This window comes from Streptomyces sp. NPDC091416 (assembly GCF_044756845.1).
Taxonomy (GTDB): Bacteria; Actinomycetota; Actinomycetes; order Streptomycetales; family Streptomycetaceae; genus Streptomyces.
Genome location: NZ_JBIVTU010000004.1, coordinates 41051 through 60227 on the forward strand (window position 1 = coordinate 41051; position 19177 = coordinate 60227).

General features: G+C 67.2%; 19 protein-coding genes and 1 pseudogene. 12 read left to right on the forward strand and 8 right to left on the reverse strand.

Annotated features, from left to right (window positions below; translation table 11 throughout):
- The 4 genes from ACIQMX_RS13835 to ACIQMX_RS13850 form a co-directional block, all read right to left on the reverse strand.
- Entirely contained in the window at positions 1-1902 is a 1902-nt protein-coding gene (locus ACIQMX_RS13835) for a glycoside hydrolase family 15 protein (RefSeq protein ID WP_402477625.1), read from the reverse strand.
- Between the two features lie 339 nt (positions 1903-2241).
- Positions 2242-2433 (reverse strand): DUF5999 family protein, encoded by a 192-nt coding sequence (locus ACIQMX_RS13840; RefSeq protein WP_402477628.1) that lies wholly within the window; start codon positions 2431-2433, stop codon positions 2242-2244.
- Between the two features lie 91 nt (positions 2434-2524).
- Positions 2525-3052, reverse strand: a complete 528-nt coding sequence (locus tag ACIQMX_RS13845) for a DUF6415 family natural product biosynthesis protein (RefSeq protein ID WP_402477630.1) — start codon at positions 3050-3052, stop codon at positions 2525-2527.
- Positions 3043-3840 carry a TauD/TfdA family dioxygenase gene (locus ACIQMX_RS13850; RefSeq protein WP_402477633.1) on the reverse strand — a complete coding sequence of 266 codons (798 nt, stop codon included), beginning with the start codon at positions 3838-3840 and terminating at the stop codon, positions 3043-3045. Before ACIQMX_RS13850 ends, ACIQMX_RS13845 begins: the two co-directional genes overlap by 10 nt.
- A gap of 168 nt (positions 3841-4008) precedes the next feature.
- Here ACIQMX_RS13850 and ACIQMX_RS13855 point away from each other — a divergent pair, with 168 nt between their 5' ends.
- On the forward strand, positions 4009-4428 hold the full coding sequence (locus ACIQMX_RS13855; RefSeq protein WP_402477636.1) for an NUDIX domain-containing protein: 420 nt from the start codon (positions 4009-4011) through the stop codon (positions 4426-4428).
- A 6-nt stretch (positions 4429-4434) separates the two neighbouring features.
- Positions 4435-5595, forward strand: a complete 1161-nt coding sequence (locus ACIQMX_RS13860) for a helix-turn-helix domain-containing protein (RefSeq protein WP_402477638.1) — start codon at positions 4435-4437, stop codon at positions 5593-5595.
- 53 nt (positions 5596-5648) lie between these two features.
- Here ACIQMX_RS13860 and ACIQMX_RS13865 read toward each other — a convergent pair whose 3' ends face one another.
- Together ACIQMX_RS13865 and ACIQMX_RS13870 are read right to left on the reverse strand one after the other, a co-directional pair.
- Complete coding sequence (locus tag ACIQMX_RS13865; protein WP_402477641.1) at positions 5649-6089, reverse strand: ATP-binding protein; 441 nt, start codon at positions 6087-6089, stop codon at positions 5649-5651.
- Positions 6086-6820: a hypothetical protein gene (locus ACIQMX_RS13870; RefSeq protein ID WP_402477643.1), complete on the reverse strand. Its 735-nt coding sequence runs from the start codon at positions 6818-6820 to the stop codon at positions 6086-6088. The genes ACIQMX_RS13865 and ACIQMX_RS13870 overlap by 4 nt, the downstream gene beginning before the upstream one ends.
- Before the next feature lie 368 nt (positions 6821-7188).
- On the opposite strand from ACIQMX_RS13870, the gene ACIQMX_RS13875 reads away from it, so the two are divergent.
- The 5 genes and pseudogenes from ACIQMX_RS13875 to ACIQMX_RS13895 all read left to right on the forward strand — a co-directional run.
- Positions 7189-8466: an XRE family transcriptional regulator gene (locus ACIQMX_RS13875; RefSeq protein ID WP_402477646.1), complete on the forward strand. Its 1278-nt coding sequence runs from the start codon at positions 7189-7191 to the stop codon at positions 8464-8466.
- On the forward strand, positions 8463-9002 hold the full coding sequence (locus tag ACIQMX_RS13880; protein WP_402477649.1) for a GNAT family N-acetyltransferase: 540 nt from the start codon (positions 8463-8465) through the stop codon (positions 9000-9002). The genes ACIQMX_RS13875 and ACIQMX_RS13880 overlap by 4 nt, the downstream gene beginning before the upstream one ends.
- A gap of 170 nt (positions 9003-9172) precedes the next feature.
- Positions 9173-10564, forward strand: a complete 1392-nt coding sequence (locus tag ACIQMX_RS13885) for a Tat pathway signal protein (protein ID WP_402477651.1) — start codon at positions 9173-9175, stop codon at positions 10562-10564.
- A gap of 39 nt (positions 10565-10603) precedes the next feature.
- Positions 10604-11083: a TrmO family methyltransferase gene (locus tag ACIQMX_RS13890; RefSeq protein ID WP_402477654.1), complete on the forward strand. Its 480-nt coding sequence runs from the start codon at positions 10604-10606 to the stop codon at positions 11081-11083.
- Between the two features lie 74 nt (positions 11084-11157).
- Positions 11158-11520: pseudogene (locus tag ACIQMX_RS13895) on the forward strand (transposase); the annotation flags it as partial.
- A 12-nt stretch (positions 11521-11532) separates the two neighbouring features.
- Here the strand turns inward: ACIQMX_RS13895 and ACIQMX_RS13900 are convergent.
- Positions 11533-11898: a hypothetical protein gene (locus ACIQMX_RS13900; protein WP_402477657.1), complete on the reverse strand. Its 366-nt coding sequence runs from the start codon at positions 11896-11898 to the stop codon at positions 11533-11535.
- A gap of 67 nt (positions 11899-11965) precedes the next feature.
- On the opposite strand from ACIQMX_RS13900, the gene ACIQMX_RS13905 reads away from it, so the two are divergent.
- The 5 genes from ACIQMX_RS13905 to ACIQMX_RS13925 all read left to right on the forward strand — a co-directional run bounded on the left by ACIQMX_RS13905 (position 11966) and on the right by ACIQMX_RS13925 (position 17648).
- On the forward strand, positions 11966-12658 hold the full coding sequence (locus tag ACIQMX_RS13905; RefSeq protein ID WP_402477660.1) for a transposase: 693 nt from the start codon (positions 11966-11968) through the stop codon (positions 12656-12658).
- A 993-nt stretch (positions 12659-13651) separates the two neighbouring features.
- Positions 13652-14836 (forward strand): tyrosine-type recombinase/integrase, encoded by a 1185-nt coding sequence (locus ACIQMX_RS13910; RefSeq protein ID WP_402477663.1) that lies wholly within the window; start codon positions 13652-13654, stop codon positions 14834-14836.
- A 30-nt stretch (positions 14837-14866) separates the two neighbouring features.
- On the forward strand, positions 14867-16144 hold the full coding sequence (locus ACIQMX_RS13915; RefSeq protein ID WP_402477665.1) for an alpha/beta fold hydrolase: 1278 nt from the start codon (positions 14867-14869) through the stop codon (positions 16142-16144).
- A 13-nt stretch (positions 16145-16157) separates the two neighbouring features.
- A complete protein-coding gene (locus ACIQMX_RS13920) occupies positions 16158-16820 on the forward strand; it encodes an MBL fold metallo-hydrolase (protein ID WP_363075915.1) in 663 nt (220 codons plus the stop codon).
- Between the two features lie 48 nt (positions 16821-16868).
- The gene (locus tag ACIQMX_RS13925; RefSeq protein WP_389061364.1) at positions 16869-17648 is read left to right on the forward strand and encodes an exodeoxyribonuclease III; all 780 of its coding nucleotides are present in this window, start codon (positions 16869-16871) and stop codon (positions 17646-17648) included.
- 153 nt (positions 17649-17801) lie between these two features.
- Here the strand turns inward: ACIQMX_RS13925 and ACIQMX_RS13930 are convergent, their stop codons facing one another.
- The gene (locus ACIQMX_RS13930) at positions 17802-19010 is read right to left on the reverse strand and encodes a Cmx/CmrA family chloramphenicol efflux MFS transporter (RefSeq protein ID WP_402477668.1); all 1209 of its coding nucleotides are present in this window, start codon (positions 19008-19010) and stop codon (positions 17802-17804) included.
- Between the last annotated feature and the right edge of the window lie 167 nt (positions 19011-19177).

Genomic DNA, 19177 nt, shown 5'->3' on the forward strand with positions numbered 1-19177 from the left:
CTAGGCATGCTGCGACGTCAGGTCCTTGCTGGCCGGGCGCGGCCCGCGTGTGGTGGAGCGGGGCGCCGGAACTGCGACGGGGCCTCGGGGAGGGGAGGATTGCGTGGACAGCAGATGGAGAAGCCGGGCGCTTTGGATCAGGCCCATGTGGCTGAACGCCTGCGGGAAGTTTCCGAGCTGGCGCTGCTGGACCGGGTCGTACTCCTCGGCAAGCAGCCCGAGGTCGCTGCGTAGCGCGAGAAGTCGTTCGAACAGGGCCTGGGCTTCGTCGACACGGCCAATCAGAGCCAAGGCATCGACGAGCCAGAAGGAGCAGAGGATAAAGGAGCCCTCATCTCCCTTCAGGCCGTCCACCCCGGTGTGGTCGCCGCCGGTTGGGTACCGGCGCACGAGCCCGTCCGGCGTGGACAGTTCTCGGTGTACCGCCTCCACGGTGCCGATGACACGCGGGTCCTCGGGGGGAAGAAAACCGACCTGAGGGATCAGCAGTGCGGCAGCATCCAGCTCCGGGGAGCCGTAGGACTGCGTGAACGTGTTGCGTGCCGGGTCGAAACCCTTGGTGCAGACTTCCCGGTGGATCGTCTCGCGCAGTTCAACCAGGGCGACCAGGTCCAGATCGAGGGCACCGGCCTCGATCTGGCGGATGGTGCGGTCGACGGCAACCCAGGCCATCACTTTGGAGTGCACGAAGTGCCGGCGTGCCCCGCGGATCTCCCAGATCCCCTCGTCGGGTTCCTGCCAGCGCTGCGCCAGGTGCTCGATGAGCCGCTGGTGCAGAACCGCAGTGTCGGCGCAATGGGCCACACCGCTTCGGTGCGCGAGATACAGGGTCTCGATCACCTCGCCGTACACATCGAGCTGCAGCTGGTCCGCGGCCCCGTTTCCGACCCGCACTGGAGCTGATCCCTCGTACCCCGGCAGCCAGGGCAGCTCACGTTCCCGCAGATCACGCTCTGCGGTGATTCCGTACATGATCTGCAGGTTCTCCGGGTCACCGGCCACCGCCCGCAGCAACCACCGCCTCCATGCCTGTGCCTCCTGCCGGTAGCCGGTCCCTAGCAGAGCGGCGAGGGTGGTGGAAGCGTCGCGCAGCCAGGTGAAGCGGTAATCCCAGTTCCTGCCGCCCCCGATTTCCTCGGGCAGCGAGGTGGTCGGCGCAGCAACGATCCCGCCGCTCGGCCCGTACGTCATCGCCTTGAGGGTGATCAGGGACCGGACCACGGGCTCTCGGTAGGGCCCCTCGTAGGTGCATTCCTGCACCCAGTCCTGCCAGAAAGTGAGCGTCTTGGCGAGCGCGGCTTCCGGGTCAGGGATCTTCGGTTCCGCTGCGTGCGATGGGCCCCAACTGAGCACGAACGCCACCCTTTGCCCGGCGGCGATGGTGAAGTTGCTGACGACGACGCCGTCCTTCTCCATCTGCTGGACCGAGGTGTCGAGCCACAAAGCGTCCGCGCCGGCCTCTGCGACCATGCGATCGCCGACTTCGTGGATCCACGGGCTGACGTTGCCGTATCCCGGCTTCGGACGCATGACCGAGATCATCGGCACTTCGCCGGTCACACCTTCGACGATCCGGATTACCTGCGGTGCCCCGTCGCCAGGCGGCATGAAGTCGATAACGCGTGCCGAGCCGGTCGGGCCGGGCCACACCGATTCGAGTACGAGCGAGTCACCGCAGTACCGGCGCGCGGCAACCGCGTCGGGCGCTGATCGGCCAGCGGACGCGGCCGGAGTGATTTGCCACGTGCCATGTTTCTGAGTGCCGAGCAGGCCCGCGAAGACAGCCTGCGAATCGAAGCGGGGCAGGCACAGCCAATCGATCGAACCGTCGTCGCAGACATGGGCGCTGGTCCGCAAGTCACCAATCAAGCCGTACTGCTCGATGAGTGGGAGGCGTTTCATCGTGTGGATCTCCGTTAGGTCCCGTGGATACCGGGTGGTGTCAGAGCCGCCGAAGCGGCCGGGAGCGGCCGGGAGCGGTCGGGAAACGCGGCGATCACCGGAGTGGGGAACGCCCGGTCCGCGCGGGCCGTGGCGGTCCTGCCCCTATGCGTGCCGCGTGGTTGCGAGTTCCCGCTTCGCGGGGTGGGAGCACGGCGGGTGGTCATCGACGCCTCGTCTCTGCGGCGAGGATGCACATTCCGATCGCGATTCCGAAGCTGACTGCCTGCCACACCCTGCGGGAGTACAGCCATCGCAAGTGCCGACTCCTCAATGGTGGGACCGGCGTGCTGACGGTCCTCATGCCGCACTGTCCATGGGGCGTCGCGGTGGGATGATCCGCCCGCTTGGAAGCAGCTCGCCGGTGTCGTCCCAGAGCAGTACGCCGTTGCACAGCTCCACAACTCCCACCCGGTCATCGCGGTGAACAGATCTGGCTGCTTCGCGATCGGATGCCTCGGCGTCGGGGCACCGAGGTTGGTGGGGACACATGGTGCTGGTCCTCTCGGACGTGGTGGTGTGGTTGAGGCCCTCTTCGGTGGCCGACGGGGGAACGGGGGTGTCGAGGCCACCGAAGAGGGGGTTAGAGGGAATGCCGGATGGCAGAGCTCTGAGCTGACGGTGCCCTCGCGGAGGGACCGGCTCCTTGATGCCGAACCGATTGTGGGCTCGGGTGAACCTGCGCTTCGCTGATCTGGCCGACCGAACGGTTCAGGGCGTGGACCAGGCGGGCAAGGTTCTGGGCGCGCTGCACGGCCGTACGAGGGGCGACGGTGGGGCCCAGCGGCATCAAGCCGAGACGTCTACCGGCCTCGCTGAGCGTTGCCTGTGCGCAACGGACATCAGGTGAGTCGGATGGCATGCCGGCGAGGACGGCGCTCAGATCGTTGGCGACGATTCGGCCGTAGGCGGTGAACACCCTCGCCAGTTCGAGCGCCTCATCAGTGGGTGGGACATCGGCACTGGTCGGATCCCAGGACAGTGCCTTCCCGACGAGTGCCAGGACCTCGACCTTGTTGGGAAGGGAAGATTCCAGGACGGCAGGCTCGCGTCCTTCGAACGGAGCCACGGCAACTTCTGGGACTTCACCTCTAGCCGAGGTCACGCCCATGACAGGACCTCCGGGCGTGTGGCGGGTCGAGAGGCTGGTGGGGCCGGCGTGAATCCGCGGGGGAGGACGAAGCGAGGGCCTCCCAGGCCACGCAAGTGCACCCGATCTCCGTCGAACCCGGTGCGGGCATGCAGCCATCGCTCGTTGTCAAGGAGGTACGCCTGACCCGGCTCCAGACGGACGGGCCGTTGATGACGAAGGGCTGCTGCCTGGAGTTCGGACAGGTGCGGTAGGACGAGAGGGCTCCACCTGGCGAGCGCGTCCAGCCGCAACCGCATGGAGACGCGCCCGTCGACATGAGGGGTGAAGACCTGAGTCGGATGTCCGTCACCGGCGCCGAAGTAGGCCGTACGCGGCCGGACGAGGACCTCCGCGGTCTCACCGGCTTGGTGCTCCAGCAGGTCCGTGTGCACACGGAGCCCGTCGCTGAGCAGACATTCCCCTCCGCTCTCGGCGGGCTGGGAGCAGACCAACAGCATCAGGCGTGGGGGATGTGGGAGTCCGGAGCGTTCCGTGTGCGGGGCGAGTTCGCCGTTTCCGAGTCCGGCATATCCGGGCCGGCCTGCGTGGCGTGGGATGCAGCGGATCGTGGTCAGTCCGTCGCAGTCGCTGTCGCGGTGTGCGGACATCGTCATGATTCGGGAGGAGAACGCCAGTACGTTGTTGCGCGTAGCGAGCTGGTCGAGGGTGACGAGACCTTCCTCGCGCAGCTGCTCGGCGATCTGGGCCGAAGCGCCCGGGGCTCTGTGATCGAGGTAGCGCGCAGCGAATAGATCACCGGGGCGCATCGTCGGGCTCCTTCGTCGGCAGTCAGTGGTTCCACTGTTGAGAGCGGTGGCTCGGCGGGTAAAGCGACAGATTGTCGACTCGGGCAAATCGCCTGACACCGCTGAGAGTTGCGCGCCTCGTGCTACGGTCCGAAATCGCTGGCACCGCCCCGCAATACGAGGAACCGCATGACCTACACGCCCCCCACCTGGCCCGTATCCGTAAAGGGCGTCGCCCTGGACAGGCACAGCAGGGTGCTGCTGCTGAAGAACGAACGCGATGAGTGGGAGCTGCCCGGCGGACGGCTGGAGCCAGAAGATCCCAGACCCGAGCACACCGTCGAACGCGAACTGCACGAAGAATCGGGCTGGCGCGTCAAGGCCGGGCCACTCCTGGACACGTGGATCTACCAGCCACTGCCCCAGACCCGCCCCGAGCGCCGCGTCGTGATCATCACCTACGGCTGCACCGTGCTCACACCGGAGGCAGAACCGGTGGTCAGCCACGAACACCAGCAGATCGGACTGTTCACCGCCGCGGAGGTCCCCGCGCTCACCATGCCCGACGGCTACAAGCAGTCCATCGCAGCGTGGTACGGACGGATGTAGCCGGCCATGGCCACGCCCGAACCTCGCCCCTCGGCCCAGCACGTGGTGTGGCATTGGGCCACCCCACAGGCCCGCACGGTTCTGGACAGCGGCGACCTCGGCGCGATCCTGCGCTTTCACCGCGCCGTTCACAGGCTCAACCAGACCGAGTTGGGCACGCTCCTGGGGTACGACAAGACATACATCTCGGCCCTCGAACTCAGGAAGAAGACGCTGGGCGACATCGGCTCGCTGCGCCGCGTCGCCGAGCAACTGCGCCTGCCGCCGCACGTCCTGGGTGTTACCGACCCGGCCGACACCGACCACAGGGCGATGCTCCAGTTCGGCCAGTCCACGGTCCGCCTCGCCGAGATCGCCCGCCAGAGCGGCCACGCCTCCGACGCCGTCGCCGAACTGTGGCCCCTGGTCGCCCGCCTCGAAGCGCGCCTGGAGGACGGGCACTCCGAGAGGGACGTCCTTCGACTGCTCGCACACGCCCGGGTGGGGCTCGGCGTCGCGCTCGGCAACATCTTGCCCGAGGAACGGCTGGCCACCGCAGCCCACTGGACCGGAAAAAGCCTCGGCATCGCCGCCCACTTCGACGACCCAGCATTCCGCAGTTACACCCTGCGGATGCACGGAAATGAACTGCGCAAGGCCCGCATCACGGGGGCCGCTGTCGACCGACTGCGCCACGCTGCTGCCCTGGCACCGAACCCGGAGACTCGAGCGGCGGTGCTGCCGCTGTACGCGCGTGCCGCAGGCCAACTCGGGGACTCTCGCCTCTTCGACAACGTGATCGAGGAGGCAGACGACCTTCTCCAAAGCGCCGCCCACACCTCGCTCTTCAACCCGTATGCCCTGCACGAGATCCGCCTGCGTGGTCTCGTCAGCACGGGGCGAGCAGCCCTCGCGATACGCCTGGCCGATCACGGGCCAGCCTCGACGACCACGGTTGCACCGCAATGGCGAGTGATCGAATTGGTCACCATCGCCCACGTGCGACTTCTCGCCGCCGATTTCGGCGGGGCAGCCGAGTTCCTGAACACCGCCTTGGCCGAAGCTGTGGTCCAGCGTCTGCCCCACCAACTGCAACGAATCGTGCGGACGGCCGGCCACCGGCTTCCCACGGTGCGGGGCACTGCGGTGCAAGCGCTCGACCGCATGCGACAGGAGATGGCGGCTTAGCCCCGGGACTGCCGCGACGGGTAGCGGCGCAGAGCTCTCGCACATCAGGGCGGTCACCATGTCCTCCCCGAGGGAAGGCGGAATTTGCACCAAGTGGTGCGGCCGCCGTCGCCGACTCCCCAGTCGTGGGCGAGCACAGCGACGAGAAAGAGGCCCCGTCCCGAAAGATCGTCATCGCCCGCTGCTGTGAGCTTGGCAGGGCTCGGATTGCCGTCCGTTACCTCGACCCGTAGTACGCCGTCGGAGCAGAGCGCCTTCAGCGCTATCGCACCGTGGCCGTGCTGGATGCCGTTGGTCACCAGTTCTGACACCGCGACGACGACGTCGACCACGGTCGACTCCGGCACCCGCCACCGCCGCAGGTGAACCGCGGTGATCTTGCGCATCTGCGCGACTTGGCACTTGTCGGGAGCGAAAGCGACTGAAAATCCAGGGCCGATATCCGACTGCTTCTCGCACGCCGTAGCGACGACCGGTGATGCTGCGCGGCTCATTGTGCTCCTCCTGGAAGAGGGGCGTGGGAGAGGCTAGATTGCGCGGCGCCGTTGAGTTGCCCACTACGCATCTCTCCGTCGGCAACTTCGTACGCGACCTCGGGTGCGTCCACCGGCCGGGTCGCTCGGCGTTTCGCCATCAAGCTCTCCGATGTCACGAGGGCTACGAAGCCGCCGTAGTGGGACATCAGATCGAGCTGAAGTTCGTACTCGTCCAGGTGCGGGCTGATGCACGTCGGCGCCGCAGTCACGACGCCATCGACGGGCCCGGCGTGTTCCAGGTGCAGGGCCCAGCGCCAGCCTGGACGGTGCATTGGGTCCGTCCTACGGATCCGGTCCGCGATGCAATGGTCGGCGGCGATCCGCCACCCCTCGCCCGTCGCGTATGCGCGGTGCCCAGCGAACGCGAGTGCCGGCCGCTCCCGTAGCGGATTCAAGGAGTACAGGGCGACGCGGGGTGTTCGCCCGTGAGCATTGAGGTGCGTGAGACGGTGGGCAAGGACTTCGCGTCGCGCGATCCCGAGCCTCAAGATCGGTTCGGGCGTGATGCGAACTTCGTTCGTGCGCCACGGCTCAGGAGGTCGGCGCTCGGCTTCCATCCATGCCGGCGTCCTGCGCGGCCGGGCCGGCTCTGAACTCCAGGGTTCCAACGGGGTGCACAACGGCCACTGGTAGACGTATGCGGCTCTGTCCAGGTATTCGGTCAGCTTGTCGGCAAGGGCGAGGGGCATTTAGGGCCTCCCCAGCAGGACGTGGTTCCGCGGCAGGTCGACGATGGCCTGGCGTTCGGCGCCTATGGCGTCGAATGTGCCAGTGGAGGCGTTCATGTGGAGTGCTCCCGCTCGTCGAGTAGTTGGCCTACAAGAGAGAACCGCTATTCCGTGGTGCCTGGAATGGGGTCAAGGGCTTGGGGCTGGTCAAGGTGGTCAAAGATCGTTCTCGGCCGCCCGACGGCCTTTCGCTGCCGCCGCCTGAAACAGGTAACCCCCTTTTCAGGGAGGCTGGTTAGGGGATTCGGGCGCCATCGCGGCACGGCCCCTAGGGGGTTTTGGTGAGCCCTTTGCCTAACGATGCGTACTCGAAGGTCTACTCTGCGGGCATGGAAGCCACCCGGAACAGGGCTCTTGAGGCGTGGATGGCCGATCAGCAGTACAGCGCCAACGGGCTCGCCAAGGCCGCAAACGCGGCTGTGGAGCACATAGCAGGCAGACCTGGAACCTATGACGGACGCCATGTCCGCGAGTGGCGCGCGGGCCGGGTCCGATGGCCCAATGCGATCACGCGGAAAGCCCTTGAGTACATCTCCGGGCGTACTGCCGCCGAATTAGGGTTCGTGCCACGGGGCACAACCTCATCCACGGCAGCCCCACCGCAGGAGGACCCCATGCACCGCCGCACGCTCGTCGCCGGATCGCTTTCGGCGGCGGTGGCAGCCGCCGCCCCAGGCGCCGCGTCAACCCGCAGAATCGGCATGGCCGACGTCGGGCGTCTGCAGCAGAAGTTCGAGGCAGTGGTCGCCAGCGACCACAAGCACGGCGGACAGCTCGGCATCGAAACCCGGGCTGTTGCCCTCGCGGACAGGGCCCTGAACCTGCAGAATTCCGGTAGCGCCACCCAACGCGTACGCAGCAGTCTCTACGCTACGGCCGCAAGTTTTCGATCATCGGCGATGTGGGCTGCCATCGACGGTCGCCGATTCCGGGACGCCGTCCCGCACATGCGTGAAGCGCAGGCCCTTGCTGAATTGTCGGGTGACCAGGCCATCAAGTTCCGCATCTGGTCACACGCGGGGAGCCTCTATCGACACCTCGGCCTCCCTGCTGATGCCCGCGCCGCGAACGATGTCGCGCGCAACTTGCACATCACCCGGCGCGACCCGATGTTCGCTTCGCTCGGCATGGCCCGGCAGCTGGCCATCCAAGGCATCGCTCACGAGCGAACGGGCCTTCCCCGAACCTTCGACCAGGCGTGGGAAGCTCTTGACCGAGCCGACCCAGCTGCCTTCCGTCCGGTGTGGCTGATGGCCTTCTACGGCGAAGCGGAGCTACATTCGCTCGCACTCACAGCTCATCTCTCCGCCGGCCAATGGTCCACCGCCGAGTACCACGCCCACCAGTGTCTAGCCGCGCTCAAGCCGCACATGCGGCGTTCACGCGCGATCACAACCAGCCGTCTCGCTCATGCCCAGCTTGCCCAGGGGGATATCGACACCGCGACCCACACGGCTATGCAGGTTCCGGCGGAGGCCGCTACCCAACACGCGCGGGTATCGCGCATGCTTCAGGAGTTCGGCGCCGCCTTGCGTGCCACAGCGCCGGGCAGCGTCAGCGTTCGCACCTGGACCGAGCACACCACCGCCTGGAGGGCTACAGCGTGACCTCAACACCCGTCACCGAAATCCGATCGTTTACCGAGCTGGACTCCGTGCGCGGCGACTTGCTCGACGTCTACGCCGTAGTCCGCGCCCCGCTGTTGCACCTCGCGAACTACGCGATCTCCTCGTTCGGCGAGCGACTGGACCGGCACGGTTCTGAAGCCGGATTTGAGGCCGTACTCGCCTACGAAGGTGAGCACCCCGTCGGCTATGCCTACGGAAACAGCATCGAAGACGGAGACCGGTACTGGCAGCGCACAAGCCCGGCGCCCAGCAAGAAGTACACGACGCAGCCAGCCCTGGCGCTGAAGGAGATCGGTGTGAGCCCCCATTGGCGGGGTATGGGCGTAGCCCGACGGATCCACGACACGCTTCTTGCGGCCCGCGACGAGCGGTACGTGACCCTCATGGTCAATGAGGCTGCCGGCGACGGAAAAGTGCAAGCCCTCTACCAAAGGTGGGGGTACATGACCATCGGTTACAGCCAGCCCTCGCCTGCCTCGCCCCGCCTCGCAGTGATGATCCGCCCGACTGGCTGACTGCGATCCGTGGCGTCGGAGTGACGACGCTGAGCATGGGACATTGCGACACCTTCCCTGCACCGAGCGTCAGTTGGGTACTACGTTGATTGCCTGACCGTCCGTTGTTATCTCGCCGAGGCAGGTCGGTCAACGTGGTCAAAGATCACCTTCTGGTCCGGGGGCGCAGAATGGCGCGCGAGAGAAATGAGCGACTGGCCTCGCTACTCTTGGAAGCAGGCTGGTCACGAGCTCAGGCCACAGCGGCGTATAACCGTGTCGCCGTCGAAACGCTGAACGGCGAAGTACTGGAGAACTCCAAGATCGGACGCTCCCACGTCAGCATGTGGGTGGGCGGCGTTCAGCCATCAGGGATCGCTCCCGCTATCTTGTGCCAGGCACTGACCCGTCGATTGAAGCGTGAGATCACGCCACAGGAGACGGGGTTCGCAGCTGCCACCTTGCCAGCGCAGGAGGCGCTGGACTGGCGCGTCGATCCTCTGATCGCGCTGAGCGACTTGGGGTATGACGTGAACACGGACCGGCGGCGATGGCTGGCAGGCAGCGTGTACTCTGCGGCGGCCCTGATCTTGCCGGACGCTACATGGTGGGAGGCTATGGCCGAACCGCCGACCGAGGAGTCCGTGGCTCGGAAACGGGTCGGCCACGGAGACGTCGAGACCGTACGGGAACTGACCCTGGCGTTCTCTCGCATGGACCAACGGCGCGGGGGCGGGCACGGCCGACGGGCCGTCGATGAGTACCTGAAGCATGAAGCCCACGGATTCCTCCGGGGTCGCTTCGCGGACGAGGGGACCCGTCGCGCCATGTTTGCCGCCTCCGCCGAGCTTGCCTACGTCTCGGGCTGGATGGCATTCGATAACAGCGAGCACGCCGTCGCGCTCCAACGGTTCAATATCGCCGTGAAACTGGCGGCCCGGTCCGGTGATGCGCCCCTGAGCGGACACATCCTGCGAGCTATGGCCCATCAGGCACTCGACATGGGATTTCGCCATGAAGCGCTACAAATCGCTCAGGCGTCGGTGCGCGGGGAGCGGTACGCAGCCGCTACCCCCCGGGAGCGAGCTCTCCTGGGGGTTGTACACGCGCGGGCCCTAGCTGCGAATCACCACAACGACCAGGCCGCCAAAGCCCTGCTGCGGGCTGAGGACGATCTCGCCAATGCGCGTGACGGGGTCAGGGAACCCGACCGGACGTTCTTCTTTGGAGAGGCATCGCTAGCCCACGAAACTGCCTGCACGTTGCGGGACTTGGGCGATCATCGGCGCGCAGTCAGGGAGTTTCGACGCTCCGTGCGCACGCGTGGTGCTGCGTTCCGTCGCACGCACGCAGTTACCCTCGGATACCTGGGGGCGACGCAGATAGCCCAGGGCGGCGTGGAAGAGGCGTGCGCAACGTGGGCAAGCGTCCTCGACGCGATGGAGGACGGGATTTACTCCGGAAGGGCGCGGCAGAGTGTCGTTGACATGCGGCACTTGCTGTCGCCGTTCCGCAAGCGTGGCATCCCCGCGGTGGGTGAGCTCGATGCCCGTGCGGCTTCCTACCTGGCTCAAGTAGATTGATCGCTGGCGTCCGTACATTCGATTCTGGGGGTTGAGCTCATGGTCTTGGAGATCAAGCCGATCGGGGAAGTCGTTGCAGGGCGCACTGAGGTGGCCGATGACTACTGGGGCGGCGTTGAGTCGGTGATCCAGCTCGACGAGGCCGAGCTTCCGATTGACTCCGTTCAGGGCCTGGAGGAGTTCTCCCACCTGGTGGTCGTCTGGCACTTTGACCAGGCATCACCTGATGATGTCGAGTACCACGCGCGTAGCCCTCGCGGGAATCCGGATTGGCCAGCCACAGGCACCTTTGCCCATCGCAACCACCGGCGCCCGAACCAGTTGGCGCAGAGCTTTCCACGGCTGTTGAAGATCGACGGACTAAGGCTCCATGTGTCTGATCTGGACGCTGTGGTGGGCACGCAGATCTACGATCTGTCGCCATACTTTCAGGAGATGGGGCCGCGTGGTCAACTCCACGAGCCCCTTTGGCCCGGACAGATGCTGACGGACTACTGGGCTCCGCCCCGTCGGGGGTGAGCCGCAACAGGGCCGGGCGGAACCAATCTAAGCTTGACTCCGTCGGGGATCTTGGAGTTTCCCGGTGCGGCACCATGATCGACGGGCATGCTCGGGTGGTTTCGCCGACCGATGCAGCTGTCGAGGTGCCCGGTGTCCTTCGCCCCCGTTCCGGTGAGCAAGTTCCGCCTCTGACCGCGCGGATCGCGCCTGCGAGCAATCCCGGTGGCACGACGGCGATATGGGTACGTGACCGGCTGGACGGGCTTCGGTGCGATGAGGACTTCGCCGACTGGTACCCCAGAGACGGGCGGCCGGTGCTTTCGCCTGCTCAGTTGGCCACTGTCTGCGTACTGCAGTTCCTGCTCGGCCTGTCGGACCGGCAGGCCGCCGAAGCGGTTCGCTGCCGCATCGACTTCAAGTACGCCATGGCCATGGAGCTGGACGACCCCAGCTTGCACCACAGCGTGCTAGCCGATTTCCGTGATCGCCTCGCCGAAGACGGCCGGCCCGACCGTCTTCTCGACCTCCCGCTGGCCCGCCTCAAGGAGGCCGGACTGGTGCGCGAGCGCACCACGCAGCGCACCGACTCCACCCACGTCCTGGCCGCCGTGCGCGATCGGACCCGGCTGGAGTTGATCACCGATGCAGTCCGTGCCGCACTCGACGAGGTCGCCGGCAGCTCCCCTCACTTGCTCGACGAGCTGGTCGACGAGGACTGGGGGCGCCGCTACGGCCGCCCGGTCCGCCTGGGCAAGAACCCCACCAAGCCCAAGACCAGAATCCTCGCCACCGGGAACGACGCCGTCCAACTCCTGGAACACCTCTACCGGCACGGAACAGACCGCACAGCCGACCCGCACGTCCAGGCCCTGCGGCGGATCGTGGTGCAGAACTACCACCGTGACGCTGCGGGACACCTGCGCTGGGCGCACCGCCGAGAAGGAAGACGGGCCCGGACTGCCGCCCTCGTCAAGGGCGATCGTCTCCCCCTACGACACCTCGGCCCGCTATGCATGCCACGGGCACATCATCAGCTGGAAGGGGTTCTCCGCTCATCTGACGGAGACCTGTGTACCCGACAGCCCAAACGTGATCACGGACGTGGTCACCACGGCGGCCACCACGCACGACAGCAAGGTCCTGCCCGGCATCCACGCCCGACTGGCGCGTCGCGGGCTGCTGCCCGCCGAGCATCTGGTCGACGCCGGCTACACCTCCCTGCCCCACCTGTCACAAGCCGCCCGTGAACACCAGGTCACCGTCACCGGGCCGCTGAACAGCAATCCCGCCCTCCAGCACCGTCGGAACGAGGGCTTCGCCCGGGACAACTTCCACATTGACTACGACCGCCAGCAGGTCACCTACCCCCAGGGACAGGTCAGCACGGGCTGGCACGGCCCCTACCCGACCTCCTCGCCCACCGCGGCACCTCTGATCGTGGCCCGGTTCACCAAGAGCCAGTGCCGCCCATGCCCGGCCGAGCAGCAGACGCCCGAGTGGAAGGCCCGCTACGCGGTCCGCTCCGGAGTGGAGAGCACGGTCAACGAGTTCGCCCACGGCCACGGCATGAGACGCTGCCGCTACCGCGGATAAGGGAAAGCCCACATCCAGCACGTCCTGACCGCCATCGCCGTCAACATCGAGCGCCTCAGCGGACTACCGCCGGACGAGCAAACCACCGCACCCCGCCGATCGACCGCCTTCTAGGACTACCTCGACCAACGCGACATTCCCCGGCTGAAGTCCTGGCGAACCTTGGGCAGCTGACCTCGGCGACTCGAAGATCCCCGGCAGAGTCAAGCTAAGGGTCAGTGCCGGCCCATCGGTGTCCTGGTGACGCAATAGAATCCTCCCGTTCTCGATGGCAATGGCTTCCACGCGCGTATGCATGCTGTGAGGCTCGTGCCTTCACGGTCCGTCTGGTGAATAGGTCGGCGAACCGGCGGGAAATCCGCCCGAGAGTTGGAGGGCTCGGCGCGCGAGTGAGCGGCTGGTCGTCCTGCCTTGCCCTGGGGGTCCGCGTAGTTCGGGCAGGAGCAGGTTTCATGAATTTCATGGGTTGACCCTCTGGCGTCGATGGCGTCATTTGCTCCACCCGGCGGTTGCGTGGGCAGCACCTTCGTACTCCCAGGCGCCCAGTGCCTGCGCACAGAAGATTCCACGAGTAGGAGTGGAAAGTCTGTTCCCATCGCGCTGAGTAGCCTCGGGGCATCAGCGTCGTTCGCCCACGGCAGACGAGGAAGAGCTGCAAAGAACTGGAACACCTTCCGAAGGTATGTCAACGTACAACATCTCCGGACAGAAGGTTTCTGGTAGCGGCTCACCAAGGGGTATCTGAGGAGTCGTTTTGATAGCCGATCTGCGGCTTGGCCCGCGGAACATAGCCGACGATCGCCGGTTGGCCAAACCGGCGATCGTCGCGAACATGGAGGGCGCCAGGCCGTCCTGGCGAAGGACGGAGCCGAAGGGGTCCTTCGCCCAGCGTGAGGCGGCCCCTTGCCTGGCGAGCAGTCAACTGGATGCTCTTTGTGGATGCAATGCAGCCACGTCGATGGGTTGCAGTACACACTCTGAAAGGTGGGGTTGATGCCCGAACCGAAGAAGATCGTCCTAGCGTCCGGCGCAGTTCGGTATCGCGCAGTTATCGGAATCGGAAAGCATGAGAACGGTAAGCGTAAGCAACTCACCATCACTAAGGACACGGCGAAAGAGGTAAAGGCGGAGATATCCCGTATCGAGCACGAGCAGAACACGGGAACCTTCGTTCCGCCTCACCTGCTTACGGTCAATCAGTGGATTGATCAATGGCTGGACAAAAAGGCGGAGGACCTGGAAGAGACCACCATCTACAACTACCGGATCACTCTGGATAGGTGTCGAGGAAGGCTCGGAAACATCAAGCTCCAAGATCTGACCGAGGAAGATGTGGAGGCGTGGATGCTCTGGTCTCTAAAGGCCGGTCGCGTTCGTGGGTCAAAAGCTGGATCGGGTCTCGGAGTAACCAGTGTGGACATGAGCCTTGCCCGGCTCAAGGACGTTCTGAATCGCGCCGTGACTAAGCGGCTCGTGACAATGAACGTGGCATCGGAACTGAGCATCCCGCGTAAGGCCCGAAAGGTTGAGCGGAAGACCAAGGCTCAACTGGTCCCGTGGAACGTCACGGAAGTCCACACGTTCGTAGGTCACGTGAAGAGCGACAGGCTTTACGCTCCGCTCCTCTTGTCGCTCATGGGTCTCCGTCCGGCGGAAGTCGTTGGACTCCGTTGGTCGGATATCGACCTGACCACTGACGCGCTCACCGTGGCCAACACCCGGACCATGATGGGCAACAAGGAAGTGGTGGAGAAGGACACCAAGTCCATGGCAGGGGAACGCGCGCTCCCACTGCCTCTCCCTGTAAAAGAAGCCTTGAAGAGGTTCAAGGCTCTCCAGGCGGTTGAGAAATTGGCTCTGGGGGAGGACTACTTGGACTCCGGCTACATCTGCGTGAATGAGGCCGGAGAGGTCCGCACAACCAAGCAACTCCGCACCCGTGCGTACAAGCTCATGGAAGAGGCGGAATTGCGTCGTGTGCGCCTGTACGACGCTCGTGCGTCGTGCTTCACCTACCTGGCCAACCATGGGGTGCCGGATCACTTGCTGGCACGATGGGCGGGGCACACCAACGTCAAGACCACCAAGCGTTGGTACGTGAAGCCGGACGTAGAGGATCTTCGCGGAGCCGCTGCGACATGGCGGGGTCTTCACAGTGCTCAGGAGGGGGGTGTGTGACACGGCTGTGAGACGTGGGAGCGTAGGACTGTGAGCCAGATAGACAACAAAACGTTGAAGTACCAGGTAGATGGGCCAGAGGATGCGCCTGTGCTGGTGCTCGGACCAAGCCTCGGTACCACATGGCACATGTGGGATCGGCAGATACCCGAGCTGACCCAGCACTGGAGAGTCTTCCGCTACGACCTTCCGGGGCACGGCGGTGCGCCCGCGCACCCCGCCACCGCCGTCGGGGAGCTCGCGGACCGGCTGATGGCGACGCTCGACGGGCTGGGGGTGCAGCGCTTCGGTTACGCGGGCTGCTCCATCGGCGGCGCGATCGGTGCCGACCTCGCGCTGCGGCACCCGCAGAGAGTCGCCTCGCTGGCCCTGGTCGCCTCCTCGGCCCGATTCGGCAGTGCCGACGAGTTCCGTCAGCGCGGGGTGATCGTCCGTACCAACGGGCTGGAGCCGATGGCGCGCACCGCGCCCGAGCGCTGGTTCACGCCGGGTTTCGCCGCTGCTCAGCCGGCCATCGTCGAGTGGGCCGTCCAGATGGTCCGTACCACCGACCCCGGCTGCTACATCGCCGCCTGCGAGGCCCTGGCGGCCTTCGACATCCGCGGCGAGCTCGGCAGGATCGGTGTACCCACGCTCGTCCTGGTCGGCGCCGAGGACCAGGTCACCGGCCCCGGTGACGCCCGGACCCTGGTCGCGGGCATACCCGACGCACGGCTCGCCCTCGTCCCGGGCGCCTCGCACCTGGCCCCGGTCGAGCAGCCGGGAGCCGTCACCGACCTTCTCCTCACGCACTTCTCCACGGCCTGGCAGGACACCCTGGCCGCCATTCCCGCGCCCTCGTTCGCGCCCAGGCTCTCCGCCCCCGTGCTGCCCGTCGCGGAGCTCACCGCCGCCACCGCGCAGCCCGAGGCGGAGACCGGTGGACGCGCCGATCCGCACGGGCGGGGCATGAAGATCCGCCGTGAGGTGCTCGGTGACGCCCATGTGGACGGGGTCATGGCCGGCGCCGACGACTTCACCGGCGATTTCCAGGAGCTCGTCACCCGCTACGCCTGGGGCGAGGTCTGGGGCCGGGAGGGCCTGGACCGGCGCACCCGCAGCAGCGTCACGCTCACCGCGCTGGTCGCCTCCGGACACCTGGAGGGCCTGGCCGCTCACGTCAGCGCCGCGCTGCGCAACGGACTCACCCCGGCCGAGATCAGGGAGGTGCTGCTGCAGACCGCCGTGTACTGCGGGATCCCGGCGGCCGGCGCCGCCTTCAGGATCGCCCAGTCCGTGATTCAGGCGGAAACGACGCCTCCCGCGTAGCAGGATGGTCCGTATGAACGCCCAGAACCCGGAGCCGCTCGCGCTCACGCTGACCAAGCAGTCCCACTCCTGCATCCGACTGGAGAAGGACGGGCGCACGCTCGTCATCGACCCGGGCGGGTTCTCCGAGCAGGACGCCGCGATCGGCGCGGAGGCGATCCTGGTGACGCACGAGCACCCCGACCACTTCGACGAGGAGAGGCTGCGGGCCGGGCTGGAGGCCGACCCGGCCGCCGAGATCTGGACGCTGCGCAGCGTGGCCGAGAAGCTCGCGGCCGCGTTCCCGGGGCGCGTCCACACCGTCGGGAACGGCGACACGTTCTCGGCCGCCGGGTTCGACATCCAGGTGCACGGCGAGCTGCATGCCGTGATCCACCCGGACCTCCCGCGGGTCACGAACGTCGGCTACCTGGTGGACGGGTCCGTCTTCCACCCGGGCGACGCCCTCACCGTGCCCGAGCAGCCGGTCGACACGCTGCTGCTTCCGGTGATGGCGCCCTGGAGCAAGATCTCCGAGGTGATCGACTACGTCCGCGAGGTCAAGCCGCGGCGCGCCATCGACATCCACGACGCGCTGCTCACCGATCTCGCCCGCCCGATCTACGACACCCACATCGGCAACCTGGGCGGCGCGGGTCATGCCCGGCTGACCCCGGGGGAGTCGACCGGCGTGTGACGGGCGCCGCCCCCGCCGCTGTCAGTGGGAGCCGCTAGGTTTACGTACATGCGCATCGCCACCTGGAACGTCAATTCGATCACCGCCCGCCTGCCGAGGCTGCTGGCCTGGCTGGAGAGCACCGGCACGGACGTGCTGTGCATCCAGGAGACCAAGTGCACGGCCGAGCAGTTCCCGGCCGACGCGCTCCGCGAGCTCGGCTACGAGTCCGCGGTCAACGCCACGGGCCGGTGGAACGGGGTGGCGCTGGTCTCCCGCGTCGGCCTGGCCGACGTCGTGTCGGGGCTGCCCGGCGGCCCCGACTACGACGGCGTGCAGGAGCCCCGGGCGATCAGCGCGACCTGCGGGCCGGTCCGCCTCTGGTCGGTCTACGTGCCCAACGGCCGCGAGGTCGAGCACGAGCACTACGCGTACAAGCTGCGCTGGTTCGAGGCGCTGCAGAAGGCGGTGGCGGCGGACGCGGCCGGGGCACAGCCCTTCGCCGTCCTCGGTGACTTCAACGTGGCCCCGACCGACGAGGACGTGTGGGACCCGGCCCTCTTCGAGGGCGCCACCCATGTCACCCCCGCCGAGCGGGCCGCCCTCGCCACGCTGCGCGAGGAAGGCCTCGCCGACGTGATGCCCCGCCCGCTGAAGTACGACCGCCCGTACACCTTCTGGGACTACCGCGAGCTGCGCTTCCCGAAGAACAAGGGCATGCGGATCGACCTGGTCTACGGCAACGCCCCGTTCACCGCCGCCGTCAAGGACAGCTACGTCGACCGCGAGGAGCGCAAGGGCAAGGGCGCCTCCGACCACGCCCCGGTCGTCGTCGACCTCGAACTCTGATCAGGCACCGGGCTCGGGCGCCCGTCTGCGGCGCCCGAGCCCGAACGGCTGCCCGTACCCGGCGCGCCGACGGATTCACCGCAGCCGCCCGCCCGCGGCCATCGGCGGTACGGCCGCGCTCCGCGTCAGCGGACGACCACCGACGCCCGGTCCTCAGCCATGCGAACTCCCCTGTTCGTACGCCTGCGCGGCGGAGCCCGGTGCCGGGCCCGCGGCCCGGAGCGGGCGACGGCCCAGGGCGGCGGCCGCGGTGGCCAGAGCCAGGACCATCAGCAGCGCGCTCACCCACAGCGGTGACCGGTAGCCGAAACCGGCGCCGATGGCCAGCCCGCCGAGCCATGGCCCGAGCGCGGCGCCCACATTGAACGCCGCGGTGGAGAACGAGCCGGCCAGGGTCGGCGCGCCGTCGGCCAGCCGGAACACGTGGGTGATCAGCGCGGTCCCGGTGCCGAACGCGAGCATGCCCTGGAGGAGGACGAGTACGACCACGGTCACGGCGCTGGCGGCGGTCGACGCGAACAGGGCCCACCCGACGGTGAAGGCCACCAGTCCGGCGGCGGTCAGGGCGAAGGGCCGGGAGTCGATGACCCGGCCGCAGAGGGCGACCCCGATGAACGAGCCCACACCGAACAGTGCGAGCAGGGCGGGCACCCACCCGGCGCCGAGGCCCGTGACGTTCCGCGCGACGGGTTCGAGGTAGGAGAACGCGCAGAAGGTCGCTCCCTGGACGAGCGCGCTCGTCAGCAGCGTCAGGAGCAGTCGGGGCCCGGCAAGGGTCCGCAGCTCGGCGTACGCGCTGGGCGGAGCGGCCGCGGGCCGTCCCGCCGGAATCGTCGCGGCGATCACGGCGATCGCCGGCAGCGCGACGAGGGCCACGGCCCAGAACGCCGCACGCCACCCCCACTGACCGCCCAGCCACGCCCCCGCGGGCACCCCCGCCACACAGGCGACGGTCACACCGCCGACCACCACGGACGTGGCCCGCGCGCGAGCCTCGGGGCCGGCGAGGGCGACCGCGGTGACCAGGGCGACGGCCCAGAACCCGGCGTTGGCCACCGCCGCGACGAACCTCGTCGCCAGCAGCACCCCGTAACTGGAGGTGACCGCGCCGATGACGTGCACGGCGGCGAAGATGCAGAGGAAGGACAACAGGGCGCGGCGGCGCGGCCAGTTGCGGCCCAGGAGCGCCATCGTGGGCGCCCCGATGACCATGCCCACGGCGAACGCCGAGGTCAGCAGGCCCGCAGCGGGAATGGAGACGCGCAGGTCCCCGGAGATGCCCGACAGAAGGCCGGACAGCATGAACTCGGACGTGCCCTGGGCGAAGACGGCGAGCCCGAGAGCGTAGACGGAAAATGGCATGAATGACCCCATGGACGGCTGATGGACAGAACCGGTCGGGGATGCGGGCCGCACCCGCTCGTCGTGACGAGCGGCGAGGCGGCAGAACGGCAGAACCGTGGAACGGCAGAGCGGCGGCAGAGCCGTGCGGTGCCGGGAGGGCGATGTCCTTCGGACAGGGCCGGGAG